The following is a 26418-nucleotide window of genomic DNA, read 5'->3' as shown; positions in this document are numbered from 1 at the left end:
GGAGTACCCATGACGACTGTTCAGGACGACACGCGCCCACACGACGCTGCTGCTGACCACCCCAAGGAGCTCACCGTCCTCGGGGCGTGCGGGCAGGACTGTCCGGATTCGTGCTCGATGGTGGTCACCGTCGAGGACGGTGTGGCGACGAGTGTCAGCGGGAGCAAGACCAACCCGTACACCAACGGTGGCCTGTGTGTGAAGGTGGACAACTACCTGGACAAGGTTTACAGCCCCGAGCGAGTTCTATACCCGCTCAAGCGATCCGGACCCAAGGGCTCGGGAATGTTCGAGCGGATCTCGTGGGACGAGGCCGTGGCCACCATCGCCGAGAAATTCACCTCCATCGCCGAAGAATTCGGCCCCGAGGCGATCATGCCGTGCAACTACCTCGGCACCCAGGGGATCACGCAAGGCCTGAACGTGGGGGATGCGTTCTTCAACCGGCTGGGGGCGACCGTTGCCGAGCGTACTTATTGCGACGCGGGGTCCTGTACTGCCTACGCAATGACGGTCGGCGACACGGCGGGTGTCGATCCCGAAAGCTTCGTCCACTCCAAGTTCATTCTGATCTGGGCGTCGAACATCATGAGCACCAATCTGCACCTCTGGCCGTACGTGGCCGAGGCCAAGAAGCGCGGTGCCAAGGTGGTCGTGATCGATCCGGTCAAGACCAGAACCGCGAAAGCCGCCAGCTGGTACATACCCATTCGTCCCGGCACCGACGGCGCGCTCGCCCTGGCCATGATGCACGTCATCATCGACGAGGGTCTGACCGACGCCGACTACATCGAGCGTCATACCATCGGCTTCGACGAGTTGGCGGAGCGCGTGCAGCAGTACACCCCGCAATGGGCGTCCGAGGAGACGGGCATTCCGGTCGAGGACATCTACACCCTGGCGCGGGAATACGCGCAGAGTCAGCCGGCCGTGATCCGCATCGGCGTCGCGATCGAGCGAAGCGCCGGTGGTGGACAGAGCGTTCGGGCAATCTCGTGCCTGCCGTCGCTGGTGGGTGCCTGGCGTAAGCCCGGTGGCGGAATCCTCCAGCTACCCCTGTGGGCGTTCCCGGTGAACTGGCCCGAATTCCTGCAGACGGACCTGCAGACACCCGGCACTCGCGTGATCAACCTGTACCAGCTCGGCGAAGCACTGACCGGCGGGTTGAACCTGGACACTCCGCTCAAAGGTCTGATGGTCTACAACTCGAACCCGGTGGTGGTGTGTCCCGATCAGAAGCGAATGATCGACGGGCTCGGTCGCGAGGATCTGTTCACCGTCGTCAGTGACCATTTCATCACCGACACAGCCGATTACGCGGACATCATCCTGCCTGCCACGACCCAACTGGAACAGGACGACATCAACTTCTCCTGGGGTCATCTGTTCGTCACGTACAACAATCGATCGATCGAGCCGCTCGGTGAAACAGTCCCCAACACCGAGCTGTTCCGCCGGCTGGCGGCCGCGATGGGCTTCACCGAGCCGGTGTTCTCGCGTACGGACGAGGAACTGATCGCACTGTCCTACGACTGGAATGCCCCTGCAATGGAGGGTATCTCGATCGAGTCGCTCAAACGGCTCGGGTGGCAGCGGCTCAATCTTCCCGGACCTGACGAGTACGCACCGCACGCAGAAGGAAACTTCCGGACACCGTCCGGCAAAACGGAGTTCCTGTCCTCGGCAGCGGCGGGCGGCAACTTCGTGCTTCCTCTGTTCCGTCAGGGGTCGAACGATCACCAGCCGGGGCAGCCGGTGGATCCGCTCCCGCACTACATCGCGCCACGAGAGTCGTCACGGACCAATCCGGTTCTGGCAGAGAAGTATCCGCTGAACCTTCTTACGCCCAAGTCGCATGCGTACTTGAATTCGAGTTTCGGAAACCTCGACATGCACCGAAAGGTGCAGAAGGAGCCGACGCTGTTGATCAATCCTGTCGACGGTGAACACCGGGGAATTGCCTCGGGTGATGTGGTGCGGGTCTTCAACGATCGCGGCGAGTTCACCGTCGTTGCCAAGCTCGACAAATCCGTCATGGTGGGTGTCACGGTGTGTGCGATGGGTGCGTGGCGCAAGAACATGCTGTCGCTGTCGACCCCGGCATCGCTCAACCCGACAGTGTTCGCGGATCTCGGAAACGCTCCGACGTTCTCCGACACCCTCGTTCAGGTCGCAGCGCTCGTCGTCTGACAACCCTTACTCCTACGAACACGAGGATTTCGCCATGGCTTACGTCGTTACCGAAGCGTGCATCGACCTGCTCGACAAGGCATGTACCGAGGAATGCCCCGTCGACTGCATCTACGAGGGCGCTCGGATGATGTACATCAATCCCGACGAGTGCGTCGACTGCGGAAAGTGCATGCCCGCCTGCCCGAACGATGCCATCTTCTGGGAACACAAGATCCCGGACGAGCAGAAGCGATTCGTCGATATCGCAGTCGAATTCTGCGAGGACGCCGACGCGTCGGGAGGGGCGGAGGACCTCGGCCCGCTCGGCCGCGATCATCGGGCCATCGACGAAGTGACGAAGAAGTGAGTGGTGCAACGGTTTCCGAGTGTGACCTGATCATCGTCGGCGCTGGTCCTGCCGGTCTGTACGGTGCCTACTACGCGGGTTTCCGAGGACTGACGGTCACCGTCATCGACGCCCTACCGCACCCAGGTGGTCAGCTGGCCGCGTTGTATCCGGAGAAGAAGATCTTCGACGTCGCAGGCTTCCCGGCGATCAAGGCACAGCATTTGGTCGACGCGTTGGTGGAGCAAGCAGAGCAGGCGAAGCCGACGTATCTGATGGGACACGTCGCGACAGAGCTCGAAGAATCCGACGACTGCGTTCGGATCACGACGGACAAGGGTGTCACCGTGGTCGGGAAGGCCGTGCTGGTGGCGGCGGGGATCGGGAAATTCACGCCGAGACCGTTACCGACGGGATCGGAGTTCCACGATCGTGGGCTCCGCTACTTCGTGCCGAGACTGAACGAGCTGGCCGGCGAACACGTGATGATCGTCGGGGGCGGTGATTCGGCAGTGGATTGGGCTCTGAGTTTGGAGCCGATCGCGAAGTCGGTGGTATTGGTACATCGCCGCAAAGAGTTTCGAGCTCATGCTCACAGCTTGGGACTGTTGGAGCGGTCGAGTGTCGATGTCCTGACTCCGTACGAAGTCGAGGAGATCGCGGGATCGGGCACCGTCGAATCGGTGACGATCGTCGACGGTGCCGGAACCGAACGCCGTCGACTGGCAGTATCGAGTGTTGTTGCTGCATTGGGGTTCAAAGCAGCGCTCGGTCCGATCGGGACATGGGGGCTGGACAAACACCAGCGCGATATCGCCGTCGACCGGACGATGCGAACCAACCGGCGACGGGTGTTCGCCGTCGGTGATGTTGCGGGGCATCAGGACAAGGTCAAGCTGATCGCGGTCGGGTTCGCCGAGGCAGCGACCGCGATCAATCACATAGCACCGCTGGTGGACGGTTCGGCACCGATCGTGCCGGGCCATTCGAGCGACTCGATCCACTGAGTCGAGTCGCTCGTCGGGTCAGTACCTCTGTTCTCGGTCGGTCGGTCGTGTCGAACGCGTCACCGCACGTGGGTCGTCCGACCGGGCGCAGACACTGGCTCGGTACTGCCGCGGACTCATCCCGTACTGCTCCCGAAAAGCGCGGCTGAACACGGCGAGGTCCGCGAAACCCCATCGCCGACTGATCTGCCCGAGAGATCTGTCGAGGGTGATGCTGCCGATGATCTCGCGGCGACAGCGCTCGAGTCGTTTGGTTCGGATGGTGCGGGCCACCGTCGTGCCGCTCGAGGCGAACACTCGATGCAACTGACGGGTCGATACCAGCATCGCCGACGCGACCGACGTGGGTGAGAGCTCGGTGTCTGCGAGGTGGTCGTCGATGTACCGTTGCGCTGCTCGCACCAGCGCTACGCCTGGTGAGTCGATGGTCGAGTTCGAGGTGGTGTTGCGGGCGATCACACTGACGAGGTCGCCGACTTCGTCGGCTATGGCCTGCGCGCCGCTGATGTCCAGTGACGAGCGCGTCGAACCCAGGTCGTGGAGGAATCGCGCCAGGAGTCCGCTGAATCCGGCCGATCCGTCGAACGCCATCGCCGTCATGTCACTGGATTCGCGTGCATCGAGCCGAAGCATGTGACGGGGCCAGGTGAAGACTTCCAGCTCCCACTGATCGTCGTCGGGATGGCCGTCGATGATCCAATCGAACGGGCGCGAGGTGTCGTAGATGGCGAAGTCGCCGCGCGTCAACGTGCATTCGCGGCCGTCCTGCACGACGACTGCCGACCCACGCCTGATCATCCCGATCTGGACGTACTCGATGCGATCCTGCTCGATCAGCGAGTCGGTACGCGCGATGTGCTGCGTGGTGGATCGGACACTCGAAACCTGAAGGTGCGCAAGGGACATGGACCGAACAGCTCCGGTGAATCGGCGGTCGGCCACGTCCGCGACGTCGAGTGCGACGAAGTGTTCGTTCAACATGTCGCACCAGTCGCCTCGGCTGGTCGTCCGAGTCGGGATCGAGAATCCGGATCGAGACAGCATGGGAACCCCTTGTCGTAGACGCTCACGGCGATGCAGGAGCTGTGTTCGAGGTTAGCGCGCAATGTTTCCGGTTGATGCGCTGTTCGTAACAATGCCGGAAAGTCCGATCACATCTCCATGCAGCAGTCCCTGCAGGTCAACTAACGGTCGCTGGCGGTCAAGTGACATGCACATGTCTCGACCATTCTGAGGTCGGAACAACGAAAGGGGTGTGCCGTGGGCGAAGTCGACACTGTCCTACACCGGGACGAGAAAACGAACGACAGCGAATCCCGCGCGGGTGACGTGTATGTCGCCGTGACCTCCGAGGTGCTGTCGGTCGAGGCCGCGATCGAGTGGGCAACACTGCCGCGGTGCGGAGCCGTGGTCACCTTCACCGGGGTGGTTCGCGAGTACTCGAAGGACATCACGGGTCTGCGTGCAGACGGGGTCGTGGCGATCGACTACCAGTCCTACGAGTCGGTTGCGCGTGCGCGGCTGCTGGAGATTGCGGAGGTAGCCCAACAGCGTTGGCCCGGAATCGGACGTATCGTCCTGCTGCACCGGATCGCATCCGTCGCAGTCGGTGAGGCCAGCGTCCTGGTCTGCGTGTCCTCGGGCCATCGCGTGGACGCATTCCTGGCAGCTCAGTTCTGCATCGACATTCTCAAGGCGTGCGTTCCGGTGTGGAAGCTCGAACAGCGCGCCGCTGCCCGAACTTGGGTGGAGACAGGCGTGCAGATCGAGACTGTCGAACAGGCAGCCTCGCAGGTCGCCGCTCACGTGCGAGGTCGCTTCGTGAGTGACTCCGTGAGTGACGTCGAGGCCGGCACGAGAGACGTTCGGGGGCGACCACTTCGGGATCTACGTATTTCCGTCACCGACCGGTGCAACTTCCGCTGCGTCTACTGCATGCCCCGGGCCGCATTCGGTCCGGACCACGAATTCTTGAACACCGGGAAACTGCTGTCGTTCGACGAGATCGAGAGAGTCGCCCGCGCCGCCGCCACCATCGGTATTCGTAAGGTGCGCCTGACCGGTGGCGAACCTCTGCTGCGCGCCGGAATCGTCACGCTCGTCGAACGATTGAGTGCCATCGACGGTATCGATCTGGCGATGACCACCAACGGTTCTCTGCTCGGTGCCCACGCGGCAGCCTTGGTCGACGCGGGTTTGGGGCGCGTGACCGTCAGCCTCGATTCGACGGATCCGGCAACGTTCGCTCGGATGAGTGACACCCGGGTACCCGTGCAGACCGTGCTCGACGGAATCGACACGGCGGTGCGGGCCGGAATGTCGCCGGTGAAGGTCAACGTCGTGGTGCGTCGCGGTGTCAACGAAGGTTCGATTCTCGCTCTGGCCGAGCGGTTCAGGGGCACCGGCGTCGTGGTGCGCTTCATCGAGTACATGGACGTAGGGGCAACGAATCGGTGGGAGTTGTCCGAGGTTGTCGACGTCGACTCGATAGTGCAGACGATCGGACAGGTCTATCCGCTGGCACCGGTCGACGCGGAGTACGACGGCGAAGTGGCGACTCGGTACCGGTATCTCGACGGTGGCGGCGAGATCGGTGTGATCGGGTCCGTCTCGGAACCGTTCTGCGGATCCTGCACTCGTGCACGGTTGTCCGCGGATGGAAAGGTGTACACCTGTCTGTTCTCCTCCACCGGCACCGACCTACGTGCGTTGCTGCGCTCGGAGGCATCGCAGGACGACCTCGTCGAACGCCTGTCCACGCTGTGGCTGCAACGCGATGATCGCTATTCGGAACTCCGAGCGGGAACGAACGACGGGCCGGTGCGCGATCGCATCGAAATGTCCTACATCGGTGGATGATCGGAGAGTGGTGATCGTATGGCCGAATTGGTGATGTTCGCTGCGGCACGTCAGATCGCAGGTGAGGCGTCTCGAGATATTCCCGGATCGACGGTTCGGGAAGTGCTCGACTCCGCCGTCGGAAGATACGGCGCATCCTTTGCGGATGTGCTTGCCGTGTCCAGGATCTGGATCAACGGGCAGTCTCTCGCGCGGGCAGAGGATTCTCCGTGCAGCGATACCGATGAAATCGCGGTCCTACCCCCGATCTCCGGCGGATGATGTCGACGACGGTCGACATCGTTCCGGCCCCTCTCCGAACTGTGGACCAACATCGTTGTGCGATAGGGAAGCTGGGAATAACGGCGAAGGCACGTTCCGTGTCGATCGGCGACGCGGTGGGTGCGGTGCTGGCCGAGGATGTCGTTGCCGACCGCGCGCTGCCGGCATTCGACAATTCGGCGGTCGACGGATTCGCCGTTCGCGCTGCCGATGTCGTCGGTCCGGAACGTCTACCCGTGCGGTTGCTCGTCTCCGCGTGCAGTGTCGCAGGGAGACAAACGGCACCGCTGCACGTTCGTTCGGGCGAGTCGGTACAGGTCATGACCGGTGCCGTAGTCCCGCTGGGGGCAGACATGGTCGTTCCGGTCGAAGTGACCAGCGGGTTCGTCGAGGCGTTCGGAGTAGAGGAGGTGACGATTCACTCGGTCGACTCCAAGAGCAACGTCCGCAGTCGTGCGTCGGACTTCGAGGTCGGCGACGTTGCCGTCAGGGCCGGCACGGTGGTGACGCCGGCGCAGGTCGGTGTATTGGCTGCCGTCGGCCGCACTCGTGTGCTGGTCGAGTCGGCCCCGGTCGTGGCGGTGCTCTCGACAGGATCCGAGATTCGAGCTGTCGGGACAGACCTCGAGCGGGGCGAATGCCACGACGTCAACTCGGCGATGCTCGTCGCCGATCTGCTTCGGTGCGGTGCCGACGTTCACCTCGAACCGGCCGTTGCCGACGACGTGAACGCGTGTCGGGCGGCACTGGCCCGATGCGCCGAGGTTGCCGACGTCATCGTCACCACCGGCGGGATCAGTGCGGGTACCGAAGAGGTGATTCGGCTCGCACTGCGGGGCCAGGAGGTCGAATTCGTCTCGGTAGCAGTGAAACCGGGAAAACCTCAGGCGTGCGGGAAGGTCGAGGGAACGCCGATCGTGTGTCTGCCCGGAAACCCGGTCAGTGCGTTGGTCTCGTACGAATTGTTCGTCCGGCCGGTGATCGTGGCGGCATTGCGAAACCCACAGGCGGACAGGACGATGAGAACGGTCAGGGTGGATGGGGAGACGGTTCCCGCCTCGCCGATACCTCGGGTGATGTTGGGCGTCGTCGACGGTGAAAGCGCCGCGATCATCCGATCGCACTCGGTCGGTGCGCTCGCCCATGCCAACTGTGTGATCGTGGTCCCGCCCTCCGACGGCGGCCTCGGCCCTCCGGGCGAGTATCCCGCATGGATGCTGGACTCGGTCGCGTCGACGCGGCGAGGTACCTGCATCTGAAACTCGAAGAATCTCTCCGTGACTCTTGCGTCGGTGTGAGGAGAGTGCACGCATTTCGTAACGCAAACGCCTCGGATGGCTTACGCCCAAGGCCTACCGTGGGTGCACTCGAACCTAGCGCGGAGTGCATCATGACGTCATATTGGACAACCAGGGGACTCGGTCCGGCCGATCAGATGAGCTATTGGGCCGACGTCCTCTGCCAGGCATTCACCCCGCTTGCGCCGTGGCGATCCCGGGACCACGTCGAACGCAGCTCCTCGAGTTCCGGACTTCCCGGGTGGGTGCGATCGGCGGCGATCGGGGGTGGCAATGCAGCGGAGATTGCCTCCTGCACACAGCGAATCGACCATGGAAAACGTGAAGTCGCCCGAGCCGACGAGGACGTCGTTTTTGTCAACCTGCAATTGGACGGGCACTGTACGACTATTCAGGACGAGCGGCAGTGCACCGTCTCCCGAGGCGAATTCGCCATCGTCGATTCGACTCGCCCGTACCGGCTCGAGTTCGTCGAACCCGGTAACGACGAACTGTGGCGAGTGCTGTCTTTCCGGCTGCCGCGCCCTCTGCTGGCGGACGTGGTCGGCCCGTCGGCAGCGACCACTGCGCGGCGTTTTTCGAGCTCCTCGGGCTCGGCTCGCTTGCTCCGCTCGTTGATGGTGGAGACCTGGCAAACCGATTCCTCGCTGCATCCCGCCGAGCGACAGATGATCGGTGCCGCCCATGTCGATCTGCTCCGTGCGGTGCTGGCAGGGACGGCCGAACGGGGTGCCGGATGCTCTGTACAGACCGACGAAGCACTCCGAGTGTCCGCAGTTCGATACATCGATTCCCGGCTTCCCTTCGGTCGAGTTCCCGCCACCGAGGCAGCCCGCCACGTAGGGGTATCGGTTCGTACGCTTCATGCCCTTTTCGAGAGGGCTGGAACGACTTTCGGTGCTGTCGTCCGTGAGCATCGGGTCGAAGCGTGTCGTCGTGAGCTAGCCGATTCACGTGACGATCGATCGATCGGTGCGATCGCTGCAGCGTGGGGATTCTCGGATTCGGCGCATCTGGCCAAGACCTTTCGATCGCGCTTCGGATGCAGCCCGGTCGAATACCGCGCGTCGGTGAATACGAGGGGAATGCCGCAGTTGGCGTAGGGGGACTCTCTGTTCGGGAGTGCAGAACGGTACCGATGACGGCGCAGTCCGGTACAAGACCGGGATGCATCGGGCCATGAAACATGGTGTGCAGGGCAGCGTCGCCCGATTCCGTTCTTCACCCCCACCAGGACAGACATCGAGGAGTCTCACATGACCCTGAGTTTCGAGCTCAGCCCCGAGCAGATGGCCGTGCGCATGCAAGCGCGGCAAGTGGCAGACGACATCCTGAGCGAAGTAGCGGCAGCTATCTCATCCTTGCCGCGGCCGGAGGATCGCTTCTACGCACTGCAGCCGGTCTACAAGCAGTTGGCCGGTCTCGGATTCGTCAAGGGATTGGTTCCCGATCAATACGGCGGCGCGTACTTCGACAACCTGACCTTCGCGCTCGCGGCCGAGGAACTGGCTCGGGTCGACATCAACACTCCCACTGCATTGCTCGGCACCGGATTGGGACTCAACCCGATCATCAATTTCGGCACCGAAGAACAGAAGAATCGCTGGCTCCCGCTGTTCTGCGACGGCGAGCCCCGGCTGGCTGCGATCGCATACACCGAGGTGACCGGAGGGGCCAACTACGACTCGGAGGACCCGACCGTCGGAATTCGGACCTTCGCGCGACTCGAGGGCGACGAGTGGGTCATCAACGGTGCCAAGCACTACACCACCAATGCCTCGGGCTGGGACGGTCAGGGTGCCGACCTGATCAGCGTGGTGTGCCGCACCGATCCTGCGCTGCCACCGTCGGAGTCGCTGGCAGTCATCGTCGTGGAGAAGGGAACGCCGGGGGTCGAGATCACCGACATGATCGACACCATCGGACATCGCGCCACCAATTCGCCGCGGGTGGAATTCCGCGACGTGCGGGTGCCGGTCGGCAACCTCATCGGCAAGCCGGGCGACGGGTTGGACATCGTCGCCACTGCCTTCTCCTGGACCTGCTCGTCCATCGCTGCCGCGTGCGTGGGCAGGATGCGAGCGGCATTCGACTACTCACTGCACTTCGCCAAGACCGACCATCGGTCAGGTCCGGTACCCGTCATCGAGTATCAGAACGCCGGATACATGTTGGTGGACATCAAGACTCGCATCGAAGCGGTCCGCTACTTTGCATGGAAGGCCGCCGATCATTTCGATCGTACCGGCGGACGTGACCGCGAATTGGCCAACGAGGCAAAGATCTTTGCATCCGAGACGGCCGTGCAGGTGGTGTACGACGCCATGCGTCTCGTCGGCGTCGATGCGTACACGAACCTGACACCGATCGCTGCGATCATGGAAGACGTCCTGTGTTTCCCGGTGTACGACGGAGGCAACATGGGCGTCCGACGGCGCAACGTCCACAATCTGCTCAAGGCAGACGGATTCGACTCACTCGCCGCTGCAGAGAATCGACTGTCGGTGCCCGAGCACGCCTAGACCACAGAGGCAGTGGTGTCAGGATCCATTGCGATCCTGACACCACATCGGTCGCTCTCGTCGATCCGAGTCTTGGTAGCCTTTCGAGATGATCGACACTCGACAGGCTTGGTGGTGGCTGCACTAGCAGCCCGGTCGATCATGTCCCGCGGGCTGTACTCAGCCCGCCGATGTCCTGAATTCGGATCGAAGCGCGGTCGATACAGCCCTTCGTTCTTTCAGGAGGAATTCGATGGACACTTACTTGTCCAGCATCGGCCGCAGCGAGGCGCTCGCCTCCGACATCGCTACCGATCCAGGTAGTTATACCGTGTTGACAGGCGAACGGCCAACCGGTCCACTGCATCTCGGTCATCTCTTCGGAACAATTCGAGAGCGAGTTCGGCTGCAGGACATCGGGGTCCGAACAATGGTGGTCTTGGCCGACTACCAGGTGATCACCGATCGCGACGCAATGGGGCAAGTGCGGCAACATGTGTACGACGCTGCGTTGGACAACATGGCCGCGGGTATCGACCCCGAGAAGTCCATGATCTTCACGCATTCGGCAGTACCCGCCCTCAACCAGTTGATCCTGCCATTTCTGAGCCTGGTGACCGAGGCGGAGCTTCACCGAAACCCTACTGTCAAAGCAGAACTCGCCGCTAGTGGCCGCGCACTGAGTGGACTGTTGCTGACGTACCCGGTACACCAGGCAGCCGACATCCTGTTCTGCAAAGCAAACGTGGTGCCCGTCGGAAAAGACCAACTTCCGCACATCGAGATGGCGAGGACCATCGCGCGGCGATTCAACTCCCGCTACGGCGCGGTATTCGAGGAGCCGCAGGGTCTGCTCACCTCGAGCCCCGCCGTTCCTGGACTCGATGGCCGCAAGATGTCCAAGAGCTTCGGCAATGCGATCACGCTGTCCATGACACCGGACGAGACAGTGGCCGTGGTGCGACGAACTCCTACCGATTCGGATCGAGACATTTCCTACGACCCAGCTGCAAGGCCGGGAGTATCCGCACTGCTCGCCATCGCCGGCTTGTGTACGGGGCGGGACCCAGGGGCGATTGCCGCCGACATAGGTGGTGGGGGAGCAGGATCATTGAAAGACTGTGTGGCCGAGTCGGTCAACTCATTTCTCGCAGAACATCGACGTCGGCGTGCCGACATGGCTGCGGACCCCGACTACGTTCGGTCGGTGGTGCGTCACGGAAACGCGCGAGCCAACGAGATCGCCGAGCAGACGTTGAGCGAGGTGCGCGCGGCGATGGGTACCGCGTATTAGGCCCGCCTGCTCGAGACGGTCGTCGATGCGATCGACAGAGTTTGAGGTGACGAGGCCCGGAGTTCGACCTTGGCGGATTGGTCCTGCTCGGAGAGGTGCACACGACCTGCCGAGCCTGCGCTTCCGTCTCTTGTCGGTGGGTCGAGATAGTCTTCTTTCAGTTCGAACGCATGTTCTGAATCGTTGCTCACCGGGGGGTGAAAAATGGGCGCAGTACCGACCGTGTCGCTGGAGGCGTTGACCGCTGCCGCGCGTGCGGAGAATCGTCTTGCGGCTCGCAAGATCAACGCCTGCTACCGCGTGCACTGCGACTGGATCACCCTCGATTCCAAGTACAAGCATTACAGCCGGTACGGACGCACCGAGATGGCAGTGGCGTTGGGATGCTCCGCCACCGTCGCCGAATCGTACGTCTCCGTGGGCGTCGCCTTGCATACCCGGCTTCCGCTGGTGAAGTCCGCATTCGAGTCCGGGGAAATCGACCTCCCGCGGGTACGGACGGTGTGCCGGATCCTCGACAACCTCTCCGACGACATCGTGTCTCTGGTCGAGGACGAGATCGTCGAGGCCGCACGCAGGTCGTCACCGGGTCCGCTGGAGAAGGAGATCTGGGACATCCTGCTGCGGGTCGCGCCCGAGGAAGCGGCAGCGCTGCGGGAGTTCGCGAAACGGTTCCGTCATGTTTCGTACAGCCCGGCCGGTGAGTTGGCGCGGATTCGAGCGGAATTGACTGCCCCCGAGGCCGTGGCGGCGTGGCAGTTGCTCAGGGAGATGGCCGACACCCTCTGCACGAAAGATCCTCGCGGCAAACAAGATCGCTTGTGTGATGCGTTCATGGCCCGTATGCACGGCGAACCCCGCTTGGCATGCCTGTGCCAACGCGAGGATTGCCCGAAAAAAGATGCAGCATTGCCGGATCGACGAGTGCCGTTGACGATGATCACCGTCGACATCGCCACCCTCATCGGGTTGCTCGCGAACCCGGCGTATCTGGCCGGTCATGGATCGATCGACCCGGACCTCGCGCGGGAGTTGGCGCGGAACAGTCAGTGGCAGATCCTGCTCACCGACGCTGTCACTCTCGCCGAGAAACTGGGACTGGCGGTGCAGAACCCGGAAACCGGGGAATGGGAACGACGCTCGGACAGCGAGAAGGCAGGAGCGGCACCAGGACCCGAGACGGAAACAGCGACGGAACCAGACGTAGACGCTGATGCTGGTGGGGGAATGGCGTCGGCTACGGATTTGGGGGCGGACGCTGACTCCTCGACCGAACCGACTCCGGCCACTGCACCGGCACCGGAAGAACCGGCAGAAAAGATCGACGAGACCGACGAGACCGACGAGACCGACGATGCCGAGGAGAACGACGAGTCCACAGCCGTACCTGCGACCGACCCGTTGGCAACCCCCACCCCGGACGCCGCCGATCCTGTCCGGAAGCACGCAGCAACGCGCTCAGGGGCACCAGTGAGCGACCCGCTAGCGGAGGCGACGTCGGACACCGAGCCTGATGCATCGTCCGAACCCGCGTCAGCTCCACGATCACCTGCGCGACAGGCATCGCCGGCACCTGATACCGGACCGGACTGTTCGGAATCAGGCTCTTCCACAACGCCATCCGGCTCCACAACGCCATCCGGCTCTACAACAGCCGGTGCGACGCCTGTACCTGAACCAGCGGCGGCCACCGTGTCATCGCCTACTCCGAAGCCTCCGGCCGAGCAGGGTTCGTTACCGGATCCAGTCCCAGCAGAGACTGGCCCGACCGACCCGGCACCGGGCGACGATCGATCTCAGCGTCGTCTGCAGTCGCTGACCTCCGCTGCAGCCCTGTTCTGCACCCACACGCCAGTCGGCAGGGGCACACGGCACAGCTCTGCCCTCGATCTGTCCTCCGCAATCCGGCGCAACAACCGCACGATCCCTACAGCAGGCCACACACCCTCGGGCCTCTACCTCGGCAACGCATCGCTGGCCGCGGCTCTCGAAGCTGCGATCGCCGCCGACCCCACCCTCGGACAATCCGTCGGACGGGACCCACTGACCGACCGAGCCCTGATCTACCGACCCGACACCCTCACCACCGCCGCGGTACGTCTACGTGATCGCCACTGCCGCTTCCCCGACTGCCACCGCCCCGCCGACCGCTGCCAACTCGACCACATCATCGCCTTCGATCACGCCAACCCTCTCGGTGGCGGCTGGACCACCGTCAACAACCTCCAATGCCTGTGCGAGTACCACCACACCGTCAAAACCGCCGGCTACTGGAAAGCCGTCATGCTCCCCGGCGGGGCGATCCTGTGGACCTCCACCTCCAAGACCACCCGAATCACCTTGCCCGCCAACGGCACAGCCGTACCCATCATCGGCAACGACCTGAGGCCACACATCCCCACCAAACCGAGACGGTCCGGCATCATCGCCTACCCCGACCCGCCCGAGGACCCGGAGCCAGAAACAGGACCAACCGCCGAAGAAACCGACGAGCCGCCGTTCTAGGTTCGTTCGGGTGCGACACCCCTGTTCAGGCGAACTGGCGTGTCGAGGCCTTGTCGATCACAAGCCATCCGCCGTGGTGCTCCGATGTCTCGAACTGCGCACCGGACGAGCGACCGAGCTCGACCAACGATGCCTCGTCGAATGTGCGGACGTGCCCGTGGCAGGCGGTGGTCTCGGTCTCGAAGGGCACGGCGACGACGACACGCCTGCGTGCGATACGGAGCGCTTCGGCCACGATCCGAGAGCCTGTCTCGGCGTCGACATGTTCGAGGAGGTGCAGCGCTGTCACGGTGTCGACACTGCTGTCTGCGACTGGAACATCGGCAGCATCACACACCACGGTGTCGAGCGTGATCCCGAGATGCGGGGCAACGGTGGCGAGCAGGCGCATGGTTCCGGCGGACAGGTCTGTCGCAGTTACCGAGTGGCCCTTCATCGCCAGTCGTAGCGGAAAGAAACCGAAGCACGATCCCAGGTCGAGCACCGAACCGACGACCAAATCCTCGGCGCGTGCATGGACGGGAGCGAAATCGGCGGTGCCGCCGAGTAGCTCGTCCAGAGAGTTGCGGTAGTAGGTGGACCACGCGTCGATCGGATCTGTGACGGTGGTGCGAACGAGTCCGACCAACACCAACTCGAACTCACGCTGGGAGAGACCGACGTGCCGGGCCTGTGCGGTGACCATCGGAACGAGGCGCTCTCCGATCTCGGCCGACGTCAGGCCATGACAGACCTGCACCGTCGAGCCCACACGCACAGCGTCGAATTCGAGTCCACGCATGTGCCGAACCACCACGTTCTCGTGAGCCCAGACTCCGTCGGAGCCCGGTGCAAGTGCATCCAATTCAGTCATCGGAGTCGTTTCTGCTCGTCGTATGCCGATCGTTGGTCAGGGCTGTCCCTTCGGTGAGGTCGAGCGTTGCATACACAGCGGGTGATTCGGCGGTTGTGCACCAGGTCGGCCCGCTCGGGCACCGTCGACCCCGCGCGCCGGACGGGTCGGTACCTACCCGAACGGACGGTTGATCGCGACGGCCGACCAGTTCCGATCGTCATGCCGGTTCAGGGACGGTGTGGGCCGTTAGCGTGGTGACCCGAGACACAACCAATTGGATTGTGACCGAGCAAATTTCGTAGGAGGTTTCAGATGTCGAAGAAGAACGAGAATGCTGTGGTCGGTGCGGCTGTTGTCGAATCCGATCTGGTCGAAGAGTCGTTGGTCGAGGAAGTGTCGATCGACGGCATGTGCGGCGTGTACTGATCATGACCGCTGCAGTGCGCGAGGACCTCGACGAGTTCGATCTGGATGTGCCGTGGGCTCTGCATCCGCAGGTAGCGCTGCGTCCGGAGTCGTTCGGAGCGTTGTTGTATCACTTCGGAACTCGCAAGCTCTCCTTTCTGAAGAACCGCACGATCGTGGCGATCATCGAATCGCTGCCCGATCACTCGGACATGCGTTCGGCGATCGCAGCCGCGGGAATCACCGAGTCGCAGTCGGCCCCGTACGTCTCGGCGCTCGCGACGCTGGCCCACTCGAAGATGATCACCCGCCCGTAAGACACTGACCTACTGCAGAAGAGGACTTCCGCCCATGACTTCCACCCTCGAAAGACCCGCTCCGGTAGGCAGATTGGTCGATCAGTTCGAGCTCGGGCTCGACGCTCCGATCTGTTTGACGTGGGAGTTGACCTACGCGTGCAATCTGTCGTGCGTGCACTGCCTGTCCTCGTCGGGTCGCCGTGACCCGCGCGAGCTCAGTACCGAGCAGTGCAAGTCGATCATCGACGAGTTGCAGAAGATGCAGGTGCTCTACGTCAACATCGGCGGCGGCGAGCCGACGGTGCGCTCGGACTTCTGGGAGCTCGTCGATTACGCGACGGCGCATCAGGTGGGGGTGAAGTTCTCCACCAACGGGGTCAAGATCGACAGACAAGTCGCCGCGCGGTTGGCGGCGTCGGATTACGTCGATGTGCAGATTTCCATCGACGGCGCGACCGCAGAGGTCAACGACGCGGTCCGCGGACCCGGTTCGTTCGACATGGCCTGCCGGGCGTTGGAAAATTTGAAGGAGGCGGGCTTCCGGGACGCGAAGATCTCGGTCGTCGTCACCCGACACAACGTGAGTCAGCTCGACGACTTCAAAGCGTTGGCCGACAAATACGCTGCGACACTGCGTATCACCCGTCTGCGGCCGTCGGGACGCGGCGCGGATGTCTGGGACGATCTGCACCCGACGGCCGGTCAGCAGCGCGAGCTCTACAACTGGCTCGTCGCCAACGGTGAAGGTGTGTTGACGGGAGATTCGTTCTTCCACCTGTCGGCGTTCGGCGACGCGTTGCCCGGGCTGAACTTGTGCGGTGCGGGACGGGTGGTGTGCCTGATCGACCCGATCGGTGACGTGTACGCCTGTCCCTTCGCGATCCACGAGAATTTCCTCGCCGGCAACATTCTCCGCGACGCGAAAGCCGGAATGGGTGGGTTCCAATCGGTCTGGCAGACATCGGAGTTGTTCCAGGAGTTGCGGTCTCCGCAGACCTCGGGTGCCTGCACCAAGTGCGCCCATTTCGATTCGTGCCGCGGCGGCTGCATGGCGGCGAAATTCTTCACGGGTCTGCCGATGGACGGCCCGGATCCCGAATGCGTGATCGGTAACGGTGAGATGGCCTTGGCGGCGGCGGGGGAGATCCCGAAGTCCAGTGTCGATCATTCCCGGACCGGGCAGCGCAAGACACCCCGTAAGTCGGTGCCGCTCACGTTGATGATGCGACCGCCGGCGAAAATCTGCGACGAGAACCCGCTCGCAGGAATGGAACAGGAACAGTCATGAAACAGAAGGCACAGTAATGGCCAAGAGTGAGTGGTTCGAGACCGTTGCCGAAGCGCAGCGGCGTGCGAAGAAACGTCTACCGAAGTCCGTGTACGCCGCGTTGGTGGCAGGCTCGGAACGCGGGTTGACGATCGACGACAACATGGCGGCGTTCGGCGAGCTCGGCTTCGCCCCGCATGTGGCAGGGTTGTCGGACAAACGTGACTTGTCGACGACGGTGATGGGACAGACGCTGTCGTTCCCGGTGATGATCTCCCCGACGGGTGTGCAGGCCGTGCACCCGGACGGTGAGGTCGCCGTCGCGAGAGCTGCTGCAGCGCGCGGGATTCCGATCGGCCTGTCCTCGTTCGCCAGCAAGTCGGTGGAGGAGGTCGCGGCAGCGAATCCGCAGACCTTCTTCCAGATGTACTGGGTGGGGTCGCGTGAGATCCTGCTGCAGCGGATGGAGCGGGCCCGCGCTGCAGGTGCGGTGGGGTTGATCATGACGTTGGATTGGTCGTTCTCGAACGGCCGCGATTGGGGCTCTCCGTCGATCCCGGAGAAGATGGACCTCAAGGCCATGGTTCAGTTCGCCCCGGAAGGCATCATGCGACCGAAGTGGTTGTGGGAGTTCGCCAAGACCGGAAAAATCCCTGATTTGACGACCCCGAACCTGACACCGCCGACGGGTGGTCCGGCTCCGACGTTCTTCGGGGCGTACGGGGAGTGGATGGGTACTGCGTTGCCGACGTGGGAGGACGTGGCGTGGCTGCGGGAGCAGTGGGGCGGGCCGTTCATGCTCAAGGGCGTGATGCGCGTCGACGACGCCAAGAAGGCTGTCGACGCGGGGTGCACGGCGATCTCGGTGTCCAATCATGGCGGTAACAATCTCGATGGCACGCCTGCACCGATCCGGGCGCTGCCTGCGATCGCCGAGGCCGTCGGCGATCAGATCGAGATCACCCTCGATGGCGGAATCCGACGTGGCAGCGACGTCGTGAAGGCCCTCGCGCTCGGTGCGCGGGCCGTGTTGATCGGCCGCGCGTACCTGTGGGGTCTGTCTGCCGGTGGTCAGGCGGGTGTGGAGAACGTGCTCGACATCCTGCGCGGCGGAGTCGACTCGGCGGTCCTCGGGCTCGGGCACACCTCGGTGCATGATCTGAACCCCTCGGATGTGGTGATGCCGGCCGGATTCGACCGCAGGCTCGGCGTCTGAGCGGAGGATGTCCAGCAAGAAAGAGTGGTTCGAGACTGTCGCCGAGGCGGAGCGGCGTGCGAAGAGGCGTCTGCCGAAGTCCGTCTATGCGGCTCTGGTGGCGGGCTCGGAGCGGGGTCTGACTGTGTCGGACAATACAGCCGCGTTCGGTGAACTCGGGTTCGCTCCGCATGTGGCGGGTTTGTCGAATTCGCGTGAGTTGTCGACGACGTTGATGGGGAAACCGCTGGCGTTCCCCGTGATGATCTCCCCGACGGGTGTGCAGGCGGTGCACCCGGGCGGCGAGGTCGCGGTGGCGAGAGCGGCAGCGGCGTGGGGCATGTCGATGGGTTTGTCGTTGTTCGCGAGCAAGCCCATCGAGGAGGTCGTCGCGGCGAATCCGCAGACGTTCTTTCAACTCCATTGGGTGGATTCACGAGAGTTGTTGGGGCACATGCTCGATCGTGCGCGCGCTGCGGGTGCGGTCGGGCTGATCGTGACGATGGACTGGTCGTTCTCGGAGGGCCGTGACTGGGGTAGTCCGGTGATTCCCGAACGCCTCGATACCAGGGCGATGGTCCGGCTGGCACCCGAAGTGTTGGCGCGGCCGCGATGGTTCGCTCGGTGGGCGCGATCGGGCACGTTCCCCGATCTGACGGCACCGAATCTCGCCCCGCCCGGTGGGCCCGCGCCGACGTTCTTCGCGGCGTACCGGGAGTGGAAGTCGACACCGTTGCCGTCGTGGGAGGACATCGCCTGGCTGCGTGAGCAGTGGGACGGGCCGTTCATGCTCAAGGGCATCTCGCGGATCGACGACGCGCTCCGGGCAGTGGACGCCGGCGTCACCGCGATCTCGGTGTCCAATCACGGTGGGAACAATCTCGACGGTTCCCCGGCGTCGATAAGGGTATTGCCGTCCATCGCCGAGGCAGTGGGGGATCAGGTGGAGATCACCCTCGACGGCGGCATCAGGCGGGGAAGTGACGTGGCGAAAGCACTGGCGCTCGGTGCGCGAGCCGTCCTGATCGGACGGGCGTACCTGTGGGGTTTGGCAGCGAACGGTCAGGCCGGCGTGGAGAACGTGCTCGACATTCTGCGCGGCGGCCTGGATTCCGCGGTGCTCGGCCTCGGGCATGCATCGGTGCACTCGCTCGGCCCAAGCGACGTCGTGGTGCCGCCAGGCTTCGCTCGCTCGACTCAGCCCGCCCGCCGCAGTTGATACGAACCGACAGTCACCATTCGGACAGGTGAGTATGACCGTCCTGGAGCGCCCGAGCGAACAGAGCGGCCTTCGTCGGAGCGCTGCGTCCGACCGCCGCGTACTTCTGCCGAATACGGGTGATGTGCGTGTTGATCGTGCCGACCGAGATATAAACGGACCGAGCTGCAACCGTCTTCGAGTCCGAGGCGAACCAGGCAAGCATGACCTCGATCTCGCGTGCGCTCAGCGCAGGCTTGCGGTGAAGAGGGTCGAGCCGCGTCGGGCGTGCAACGAGTGCCGGCTGTACCGGCGTCCGGAACGAGTGATGCGCCGCCGACGTCAGCATCTGTTCGAGCATGAATTTCCCCCTCGACTTTCGACCGATCTCTTGTACTGCAGCGTCCATCGTCGAAGAAAATCTGGGGCGGATCCAGCGGTGCACCGAACTCCATACAGGGTCAATACGGACGACCTCGGATTCGATGCGACCGTCATTCGAACGGAGTAACTTGCTGTTTCTGCTGCTCAGCGAAGCGTTCGCGCGCATCTTTAGGTGATTTACCGGCTCTATAGTGCGCTCATGACCACTGAGCGCCCGGATCCCTCGTCGATCTCGGACCGCAGCGAATTCGCGGCGGCGCTGCGTTCGATCAGGATCGATTCGGGTGCAACAGTTCGTGAAATCGTCGAGCGTTCCGGTGGTCTGCACGGCACCATCAGCGGCTGGTTTTCCGGTCACCACCTTCCGACCAAAGCCAGCGCCGAGATGTTCTCGGCCGTCCTCGTCGCATGCGGAGTCGACGACGAAGGCGAGCGCGCACGGTGGTGGAATGCGGTGTCGAGGGTGCGGTCCATCCCGGGTAGGCGGACTGTCGATCCGGTGAAGGGCGACCCTCCGTACAAGGGCCTGGAAGCGTTCGAGTCCGCCGATGCAGAGTGGTTTTTCGGACGAGACGATGTGATCGAGCGACTCGGCGCGCGCGTCCGTGACGCCCTCGACTCCGGCGGCGGCATTGTCTTCGTGGTCGGCGCTTCGGGCTCGGGTAAGTCCTCGCTCCTGCGCGCTGGATTGGCATCGAGGTTCCCTGGCTCGCAAGTTCATTCCGGCGTCGGCGATATTCGGGCATTCCCCGAGCGAATGGAATCGTTCGCGCCGGGTTCTGTACTCGTCCTGGATCAAGCCGAGGAGCTGTGGACGCTGGCGTCAGCGGATGAGCGCGAGAGCTTTCTCCGTGCGGCATCGTCGCTGCCGAACTCTGATTCGGTCCTCGTGGTCGGCCTGCGGGCCGACTTCTATCAGAACGCCGTGTCGGAGGATGCGTTGCTTGCCGGACTTTCGGACAACCCGGTTGTCGTCGGGCGTCTCACCGAAACGCAACTGCGTGAAGTCATCGTGTCGCCTGCCGCGAAGGCGGGCTTCACCGTCGACGACGCCCTGGTGCAGGTGTTGGTCGGCGAATTGGGTCCGCGTGGATCGCAATTCGCCCACGACTCCGGTGCCCTGCCGTTGCTCTCGCACGCGCTGCTGACGACGTGGCAGGTGTCGAGAGGCAGGACGCTGACCGTCGCGGACTACCTCGCGACCGGCGGGATCGGAGGTGCGGTGGGGCAGAGCGCCGAGGAAGTGTTCTTGGCCCTGACCGCCGAACAGCAACGCGAAGCACGACGCATCTTCATGCGTCTGGTCAATCTCGACGACGACGTGGTGACGCGTCGCCGCGTCGATCGTGTCGGGCTGTTCTACGGAAACGAGAACGCAGACGCCGTCACCGACGTCGATGTGGTGGTCGAGCGGTTTGCCGCGCGCAGACTGCTGACCGTCGAAGAAGAGACGGTCCAGGTGACCCACGAGGCGCTGCTCACGGCGTGGCCACGGCTCGGTGAATGGCTCGACGACGATCGTCAGTGGCTCGTCGAACACCGTCGACTCACCCAGGCGGCAGAACTGTGGAACAACAACGACCGAGACGAAGGTTCGCTGCTGTCTGCGTCGAGGCTGCTACTGGTGCAGGAATCCATCGGCCCGGTGCGTCGGCGAGACCTCAATTCCGTCGAGAGGCTCTACCTGGAAGCGAGCGCGGAACGAGTCGAGCAACAGAACCGAAGCGATCGTCGCCGTCGGCGCACCCTCGAGACGCTTGTCGCAGCACTCGCGTTTCTGACCGTGCTGGCCGTGACACTGGCGGTGACCGCGTTCGTTGCCCGATCGGATGCGAACAGCCGGCGGGTCGACGCCGAACACGCGGAGGGCGAGGCCGTCTCTCGTCAGATTGCCGGTGTCGCACAGCAATTGAGGAACCAAGATCCTGGTCTGGCGGCGTACTTCGCGTTGGCGTCGTACGAGGTGGACCGAACGTCGGAGGCGCGATCGGCGCTGCTCGATTCCTCGGCGATCCACACACCGGTGCGGTTACTCGGTGTGGAGGGCGGGGCGGTGACTGCGGTCGACCCTCGCGGAAGCATCGTGGCAACAGCGGGTTCCGACGGGCGCGTGCGGATGTGGTCCCTTGCGGACGGACACGCGCAGCTCGGCGAGATCGTCTCCAGGGACGTGTCCGCGCTGACGTTCGATCCGCGGGGTGGCGTTCTCGCCGTGGGTGGGTTCTACGGCGTCGAACTGTGGGACGTGTCGGATCCGACGGCACCGATACTGTTGTCGCGCAACGATGTCGACGAGGTACGAAGCATGTCCTACTCTGCTGATGGGCGCTTGCTCGTCGTCGGTACCGGGGCCGAGTCGTTGCCTCTGCTCGACGTCGCCGACCCCGCCCGGCCGACCGCAGCGGGCGAAGTGGCTCAACCCGGTTCGCCGACAGCGACCGAATTCAGTCCCGATGGTCGGTACCTGGTGACGGTCGGCCCCGGGCGCGCGATGCGGTTGTGGGACGCGAGCAGGCTGACCGCGTCTCCAGCAGCCGCCACCGTTCCGCTGGTGGACATCCCCTCGGACGGATCGACCTACACCGCGCAACAGCTTGCTTTCTCTCCCGACGGCACCACGCTGATCGCGGGTACTACCGGTCGCGAGGTTCTGCGGTGGGCTGTCGACGGCGGCCGGTTGTCTCGTCTGCCGGCGTTGACGGGATTCACCAGCTATGTCAACGATGTGGCGTTCAGTGGGGATGGGACTCTGATCGCTGCGGCGAGTTCGGACAATTCATCGAAAGTGTGGGATGCGGCCTCGGGAACGCCAGAACTGACGCTTCCCGGTCCTTCCGAGGTGAGTTCGCTCGTATTCACGCCGGATCGCTCGTCGATCGTCACTGCCAGTGGCGATGGCATCACCCGAATCTGGCCGCTTCCTGGGCCGGCCCTCGCCGACGCCGGCGACACGATCTTTCAGAATCCCATCGGTGCATCGGGCACCCGTTTGCTCGCCGGAGCAGGCACCCGAGCCTCCGCGACGACGCTCTGGGACGTCTCGGACGTCGAGCATCCGGTGGCATCGGCACCGTTGGTGGTCGGTGACGGTATGGACCAGACGGGTGCGGTGGCGCTCACCGTCGACGGCAATCGGGCTGCGGTCGGCACGACGACCGGCGGTTTCCAGCTGTGGGACACAACCGATCTCGCCGATCCGGTGGAGCTCGGTACCGTTCGGGCGGCAACTACCAGCTTGACTGCTGTGTTGGTCTTCGACCGCACCGGGACCCTGCTGGTCGCGTCCGGCCAGAACTCGAACGACGTGTCGTTGTGGTCGCTGGCCGAGCCCACAACCCCACGGGCGTTGTCGACCCTGGAGGCGGGGAACTACCCCGCGGGAATGGCGCTGTCGCCCGACGGTTCGGTACTCGCCATCGCCAGTGTGGGGGGCGTGGTCGAACTGTGGGATGTCGGCGACCCGACCGATCCGCGCCGGACTGCCGTGCTCGGCGGTTTCGGAAGTAGCGTCCAGGCCGTGGCCATCTCACCGGACGGGCACACTCTTGCCGCGGGCAGTGCGGATCGCTCGATTCGATTGTGGGACATGGCGAACTCGGCCGAGCCGCAGCACCTGGCTCGCATCGTCGGGCCGTCCAGCCCGATCTACTCGCTCTCGTTCGATAGGTCCGGTGGACGGATGGCCGCCGGTGACGGGGGATCGACGCTCTGGTTGTGGAACGTAGGCGACCGCACCGCACCCGAGCAGTACGCCGCCCTCTCCGCGTACGGTCAGCGCGTCAACGATGCGGGTTTCGCCGCAGACGGACGCGTCGTGTTCGGCGGTGGTACGGCCCGTGATGTTCGCATCTGGCGCACCGAGCCGGAAGAGGTGCGCAGTCGCCTGTGCGGATCAGGAGGATCGGTGGTCACAGAGGCCGAATGGGCCCAGTACCTCCCTGGCGTTCCTTACCGAGAGTTGTGTAGCAGCTGATCGACTGGGGATGGTGTACTTGCGCAATGACCGCCAGGTTTCCGAGAAGCGCCACGACGTCCGCTCTGGTCGCGCTCGTGGCGTCCTGCGTCGTGATCTACGTCGGGTTGTTCGAAAACTCGATGTCCACGACCCTGCAGGCTGTGCTGCTGCTCGTCGGCGTACTGGTTGCCGGTGCAGCAATCGGGTACACCGTTACCAAGCTCGGTCGGTCCAGGTAAGGCTCAGGGCCTACTGAAGCCTTCGAGCATTCCCGTGTAGAGCTTGGGCGGCGGCGCGGCGAATTCGCCGCGCTTTCCGGTGCGCAGGCCGAGGGTTACAAGTGACTGCACGAACAGTGTTCCCGCGGCCACACCGTCGACGACGGGTACACCGATCTCGGCCGAAATGTGTTGGCAGAGATCGGCCATGCCCGCGCAGCCGAGAACGACAGCATCGCTACCGTCCGTCTCGACGGCGACGCGGCACGCTTCGGTGACGATCTTGCGGGCGTCGGGGTCGGTCTCGAGATCGAGGACCGGCAAGTCGCACGCATGAATACCGAGACAGTGGCGGCCGAAGCCGTAGTGATGCGCCAGATCCTGTGCCCGGCCGACGGTGCGGCCGAGGGTGGTGACGACACTGAATCCGCGGCCCAGGAAACTCGCGGCATGCATTGCCGCTTCCGCGATACCGATGACCGGTCCAGACGCAGTTTCGCGGGCCGCGTCGATGCCGGGATCGCCGAAGCAGGCAATGACGTAGCCGTCGACCCCCGCAGCTTCGCCACTGGCGATCTCGGCGAGAATGCCGGGGACGCTGAGGGCTTCGTCCACGTGGCTTTCGATGGATACCGGCCCCATCGAGGGGCTGACCGCATCGATGACTGTGCCCGGGCCTACTACGGCCCGGGCACAGTCACCGATCGTTGCGGTCATCGAACCGGTGGTGTTCGGATTGATGACCTTGATGAGCACGCGCGAAATCCTATGCCTTGGCTGGAACGTCGAAGTTGGTGACAGCGAGCTTGGTCTTCGTCGCCAGATAGAAGTACATGACGAAGCCGATGCCGCAGCCGATGAACCAACTGTACTTCGAGGCCGTCGACATACCGGCGATCTCCATGCCGTCGATCGCTCCGTTGAAGAGCACGGTGAACATGGCTACGAGCGCACCGACGACGGTGGAGTACACCGCTGCCGGGTTGTACCCCTTCGAGTACCAGTACAACCCGGTCGGCGACATCGAGAACAGTTCGTCGACAACGACTTTCTGCTTGCGGACCAGGTAGTAGTCGGCGATCAGGATGCCGAACAGCGGTCCGATGAATGCGCCGAGAGTTTCCAGCGTCAGGTGAATGACCTCGGGATTGTTGTACAGGTTCCACGGGGTGATGAGCACCGAGCCGATCGCGGCGATCATGCCGCCTGCACGCCAGCTGATCTTCTGGGGGCTGACGTTGGAGAAGTCGAATGCCGGCGAGATGAAGTTGGCGACGATGTTGATGCCGATCGTGGCGATCGTGAAGGTCAGGGCACCGAGGACGATGGCGAACGTGCTGTCGATTCGGGCGACGGTCTCGACCGGATCGGTGATCAGCTCACCGAACACCGGCAGCGTCAGGGAGGCGGTGACGACGACCAGAATCGAGAACACCAGGAAGTTCACCGGCAGGCCGAGGAAGTTGCCCTTCTTCACTGCGGCATAGGATTTGCCGTAGCGCGAGAAGTCGCCGAAGTTGAGCATCGGACCGGAGAAGTACGAGACCACCAGCGCGATCGCACCGAGCATCACCGGGATGGAGCTCAGACCTGTGTGCTCGACCTCGCCGAGGTTGAGATCGATAGCGCCCCAGCCGGCTTTCCAGATCAAGTAGCCGCACAGCATGAACATCACGACGTACACGGCAGGGCCGCAGAAGTCGATGAACTTACGGATGGACTCCATGCCGCGCCAGAACACCGCGGCTTGCACGACCCAGAGGAACAGGAAGCTCGCCCAGCCGAGCAGCGAGAGTCCGACGAAACCGTAATCCGCAGTCACCGCGTACGGAGCCAGTGACGGGAACAACTTGATCAGCACGATATCGAGTGCGGCCGAGGCCAGGAACGTCTGAATGCCGTACCAGGCCACCGCGATCAGACCGCGGATGATGGCGGGAATATTGGCACCGAGGACGCCGAAGACGCTGCGGCAGATGACCGGATAGGGGACCCCCGACACCTGGCTCGGTTTGGCGACGAGGTTGCAGAAGAAGTAGACGATCGCGATGCCGACGAGAAGTGCGATCAGCACCTGCCAACTGGCCAACCCGAGTGCGAACAGGCTGCCCGCGGTCACGTACCCACCGACCGAGTGCACGTCCGACATCCAGAACGCGAACAGGTTGTACGAGGTCCAGGTCTGCTTCTTCAGCGGAGCAAGATCCTCGTTGGTCAGCCGCGGGTCGTAACTGTCCTTGATCAGTCCACCACCGACGGGGTGGCCCGCGGCTTCCACAAGATCTCCCGTTTGGGCGGGACCGTGCGCTGTATCTGTCATCGATGCTCCTGACGGCATGGCGTATGAGGTGAACGAAGGTGGTGAATGAGGAAAAGCTAGCGGCGAAGTGTTGCGCGCTCGTGACGAAAGCGATATATC

Annotated in this window: 22 protein-coding genes; 17 read left to right on the top strand and 5 right to left on the bottom strand. The window is 63.5% G+C overall.

Going from position 1 to position 26418, the window contains the following annotated elements; all coding sequences use genetic code 11:
• Positions 1-9: 9 nt before the first annotated feature.
• From BH93_RS18370 to BH93_RS18360, 3 genes are read left to right on the top strand one after another with little or no spacing between them, the layout of a single operon-like run.
• Complete coding sequence (locus tag BH93_RS18370) at positions 10-2190, top strand: molybdopterin-containing oxidoreductase family protein (RefSeq protein ID WP_037176505.1); 2181 nt, start codon at positions 10-12, stop codon at positions 2188-2190.
• Positions 2191-2224: 34 nt separating this feature from the next.
• A complete protein-coding gene (gene fdxA / locus BH93_RS18365) occupies positions 2225-2539 on the top strand; it encodes a ferredoxin (RefSeq protein ID WP_037176508.1) in 315 nt (104 codons plus the stop codon).
• A complete protein-coding gene (locus BH93_RS18360) occupies positions 2536-3525 on the top strand; it encodes an NAD(P)/FAD-dependent oxidoreductase (RefSeq protein WP_037176509.1) in 990 nt (329 codons plus the stop codon). Before fdxA ends, BH93_RS18360 begins: the two co-directional genes overlap by 4 nt.
• Positions 3526-3543: 18 nt before the next feature.
• Here the strand turns inward: BH93_RS18360 and BH93_RS18355 are convergent, their stop codons facing one another.
• A complete protein-coding gene (locus BH93_RS18355; protein WP_080739205.1) occupies positions 3544-4569 on the bottom strand; it encodes a helix-turn-helix domain-containing protein in 1026 nt (341 codons plus the stop codon).
• Between the two features lie 216 nt (positions 4570-4785).
• Here BH93_RS18355 and moaA point away from each other — a divergent pair, with 216 nt between their 5' ends.
• The 7 genes from moaA to BH93_RS18320 all read left to right on the top strand — a co-directional run bounded on the left by moaA (position 4786) and on the right by BH93_RS18320 (position 14243).
• Positions 4786-6384, top strand: a complete 1599-nt coding sequence (moaA, locus tag BH93_RS18350; protein WP_052065653.1) for a GTP 3',8-cyclase MoaA — start codon at positions 4786-4788, stop codon at positions 6382-6384.
• Between the two features lie 18 nt (positions 6385-6402).
• Positions 6403-6645, top strand: a complete 243-nt coding sequence (locus BH93_RS18345) for a MoaD/ThiS family protein (protein ID WP_037176511.1) — start codon at positions 6403-6405, stop codon at positions 6643-6645.
• Positions 6646-6743: 98 nt separating this feature from the next.
• Positions 6744-7904 carry a molybdopterin molybdotransferase MoeA gene (locus BH93_RS18340; protein ID WP_242459005.1) on the top strand — a complete coding sequence of 387 codons (1161 nt, stop codon included), beginning with the start codon at positions 6744-6746 and terminating at the stop codon, positions 7902-7904.
• Positions 7905-8035: 131 nt separating this feature from the next.
• Complete coding sequence (locus BH93_RS18335; protein ID WP_052065655.1) at positions 8036-9046, top strand: helix-turn-helix domain-containing protein; 1011 nt, start codon at positions 8036-8038, stop codon at positions 9044-9046.
• A gap of 153 nt (positions 9047-9199) precedes the next feature.
• On the top strand, positions 9200-10465 hold the full coding sequence (locus BH93_RS18330) for an acyl-CoA dehydrogenase family protein (protein ID WP_037176513.1): 1266 nt from the start codon (positions 9200-9202) through the stop codon (positions 10463-10465).
• Between the two features lie 232 nt (positions 10466-10697).
• A complete protein-coding gene (gene trpS, locus BH93_RS18325; protein WP_037176515.1) occupies positions 10698-11738 on the top strand; it encodes a tryptophan--tRNA ligase in 1041 nt (346 codons plus the stop codon).
• Positions 11739-11942: 204 nt separating this feature from the next.
• Positions 11943-14243, top strand: a complete 2301-nt coding sequence (locus BH93_RS18320) for an HNH endonuclease (protein WP_165712755.1) — start codon at positions 11943-11945, stop codon at positions 14241-14243.
• A gap of 25 nt (positions 14244-14268) precedes the next feature.
• Here BH93_RS18320 and mftM read toward each other — a convergent pair whose 3' ends face one another.
• Complete coding sequence (gene mftM, locus BH93_RS18315) at positions 14269-15096, bottom strand: mycofactocin oligosaccharide methyltransferase MftM (RefSeq protein WP_037176523.1); 828 nt, start codon at positions 15094-15096, stop codon at positions 14269-14271.
• Between the two features lie 294 nt (positions 15097-15390).
• Between mftM and mftA the strand changes: the two genes are divergently transcribed.
• Genes mftA through mftD (BH93_RS18290) form a run of 5 tightly spaced genes read left to right on the top strand, consistent with a single transcriptional unit; the run spans position 15391 to position 19463 of the window.
• Positions 15391-15504, top strand: a complete 114-nt coding sequence (gene mftA / locus BH93_RS18310) for a mycofactocin precursor MftA (RefSeq protein WP_080734238.1) — start codon at positions 15391-15393, stop codon at positions 15502-15504.
• 2 nt (positions 15505-15506) lie between these two features.
• Positions 15507-15800, top strand: a complete 294-nt coding sequence (mftB, locus tag BH93_RS18305) for a mycofactocin biosynthesis chaperone MftB (RefSeq protein WP_037176524.1) — start codon at positions 15507-15509, stop codon at positions 15798-15800.
• 34 nt (positions 15801-15834) lie between these two features.
• Positions 15835-17070: a mycofactocin radical SAM maturase gene (gene mftC / locus BH93_RS18300; RefSeq protein WP_037176526.1), complete on the top strand. Its 1236-nt coding sequence runs from the start codon at positions 15835-15837 to the stop codon at positions 17068-17070.
• Positions 17071-17086: 16 nt separating this feature from the next.
• Complete coding sequence (mftD, locus tag BH93_RS18295; protein WP_037176528.1) at positions 17087-18265, top strand: pre-mycofactocin synthase MftD; 1179 nt, start codon at positions 17087-17089, stop codon at positions 18263-18265.
• Between the two features lie 7 nt (positions 18266-18272).
• Positions 18273-19463 (top strand): pre-mycofactocin synthase MftD, encoded by a 1191-nt coding sequence (gene mftD / locus BH93_RS18290; RefSeq protein ID WP_037176530.1) that lies wholly within the window; start codon positions 18273-18275, stop codon positions 19461-19463.
• Between the two features lie 13 nt (positions 19464-19476).
• On the opposite strand, the gene BH93_RS27980 is transcribed toward mftD (BH93_RS18290), so the two are convergent.
• Positions 19477-19803 carry a LuxR C-terminal-related transcriptional regulator gene (locus tag BH93_RS27980; RefSeq protein WP_230594476.1) on the bottom strand — a complete coding sequence of 109 codons (327 nt, stop codon included), beginning with the start codon at positions 19801-19803 and terminating at the stop codon, positions 19477-19479.
• A 222-nt stretch (positions 19804-20025) separates the two neighbouring features.
• On the opposite strand from BH93_RS27980, the gene BH93_RS18280 reads away from it, so the two are divergent.
• Both BH93_RS18280 and BH93_RS18275 read left to right on the top strand, forming a co-directional pair.
• Positions 20026-23799, top strand: coding sequence for an AAA family ATPase (locus tag BH93_RS18280; protein WP_037176531.1), 3774 nt, complete (start codon positions 20026-20028; stop codon positions 23797-23799).
• A 26-nt stretch (positions 23800-23825) separates the two neighbouring features.
• The gene (locus BH93_RS18275) at positions 23826-24020 is read left to right on the top strand and encodes a hypothetical protein (RefSeq protein ID WP_037176533.1); all 195 of its coding nucleotides are present in this window, start codon (positions 23826-23828) and stop codon (positions 24018-24020) included.
• Between the two features lie 3 nt (positions 24021-24023).
• Here the strand turns inward: BH93_RS18275 and BH93_RS18270 are convergent, their stop codons facing one another.
• Both BH93_RS18270 and BH93_RS18265 read right to left on the bottom strand, forming a co-directional pair.
• Positions 24024-24755, bottom strand: a complete 732-nt coding sequence (locus tag BH93_RS18270) for an aspartate/glutamate racemase family protein (RefSeq protein ID WP_037176535.1) — start codon at positions 24753-24755, stop codon at positions 24024-24026.
• A gap of 10 nt (positions 24756-24765) precedes the next feature.
• Positions 24766-26319 carry an NCS1 family nucleobase:cation symporter-1 gene (locus BH93_RS18265; protein ID WP_094616452.1) on the bottom strand — a complete coding sequence of 518 codons (1554 nt, stop codon included), beginning with the start codon at positions 26317-26319 and terminating at the stop codon, positions 24766-24768.
• Positions 26320-26418 lie beyond the last annotated feature (99 nt).

The sequence above is a fragment of the Rhodococcoides fascians A25f genome (assembly GCF_000760935.2).
GTDB lineage: Bacteria > Actinomycetota > Actinomycetes > Mycobacteriales > Mycobacteriaceae > Rhodococcoides.
This window is presented reverse-complemented; position numbering and strand designations above follow the sequence as displayed.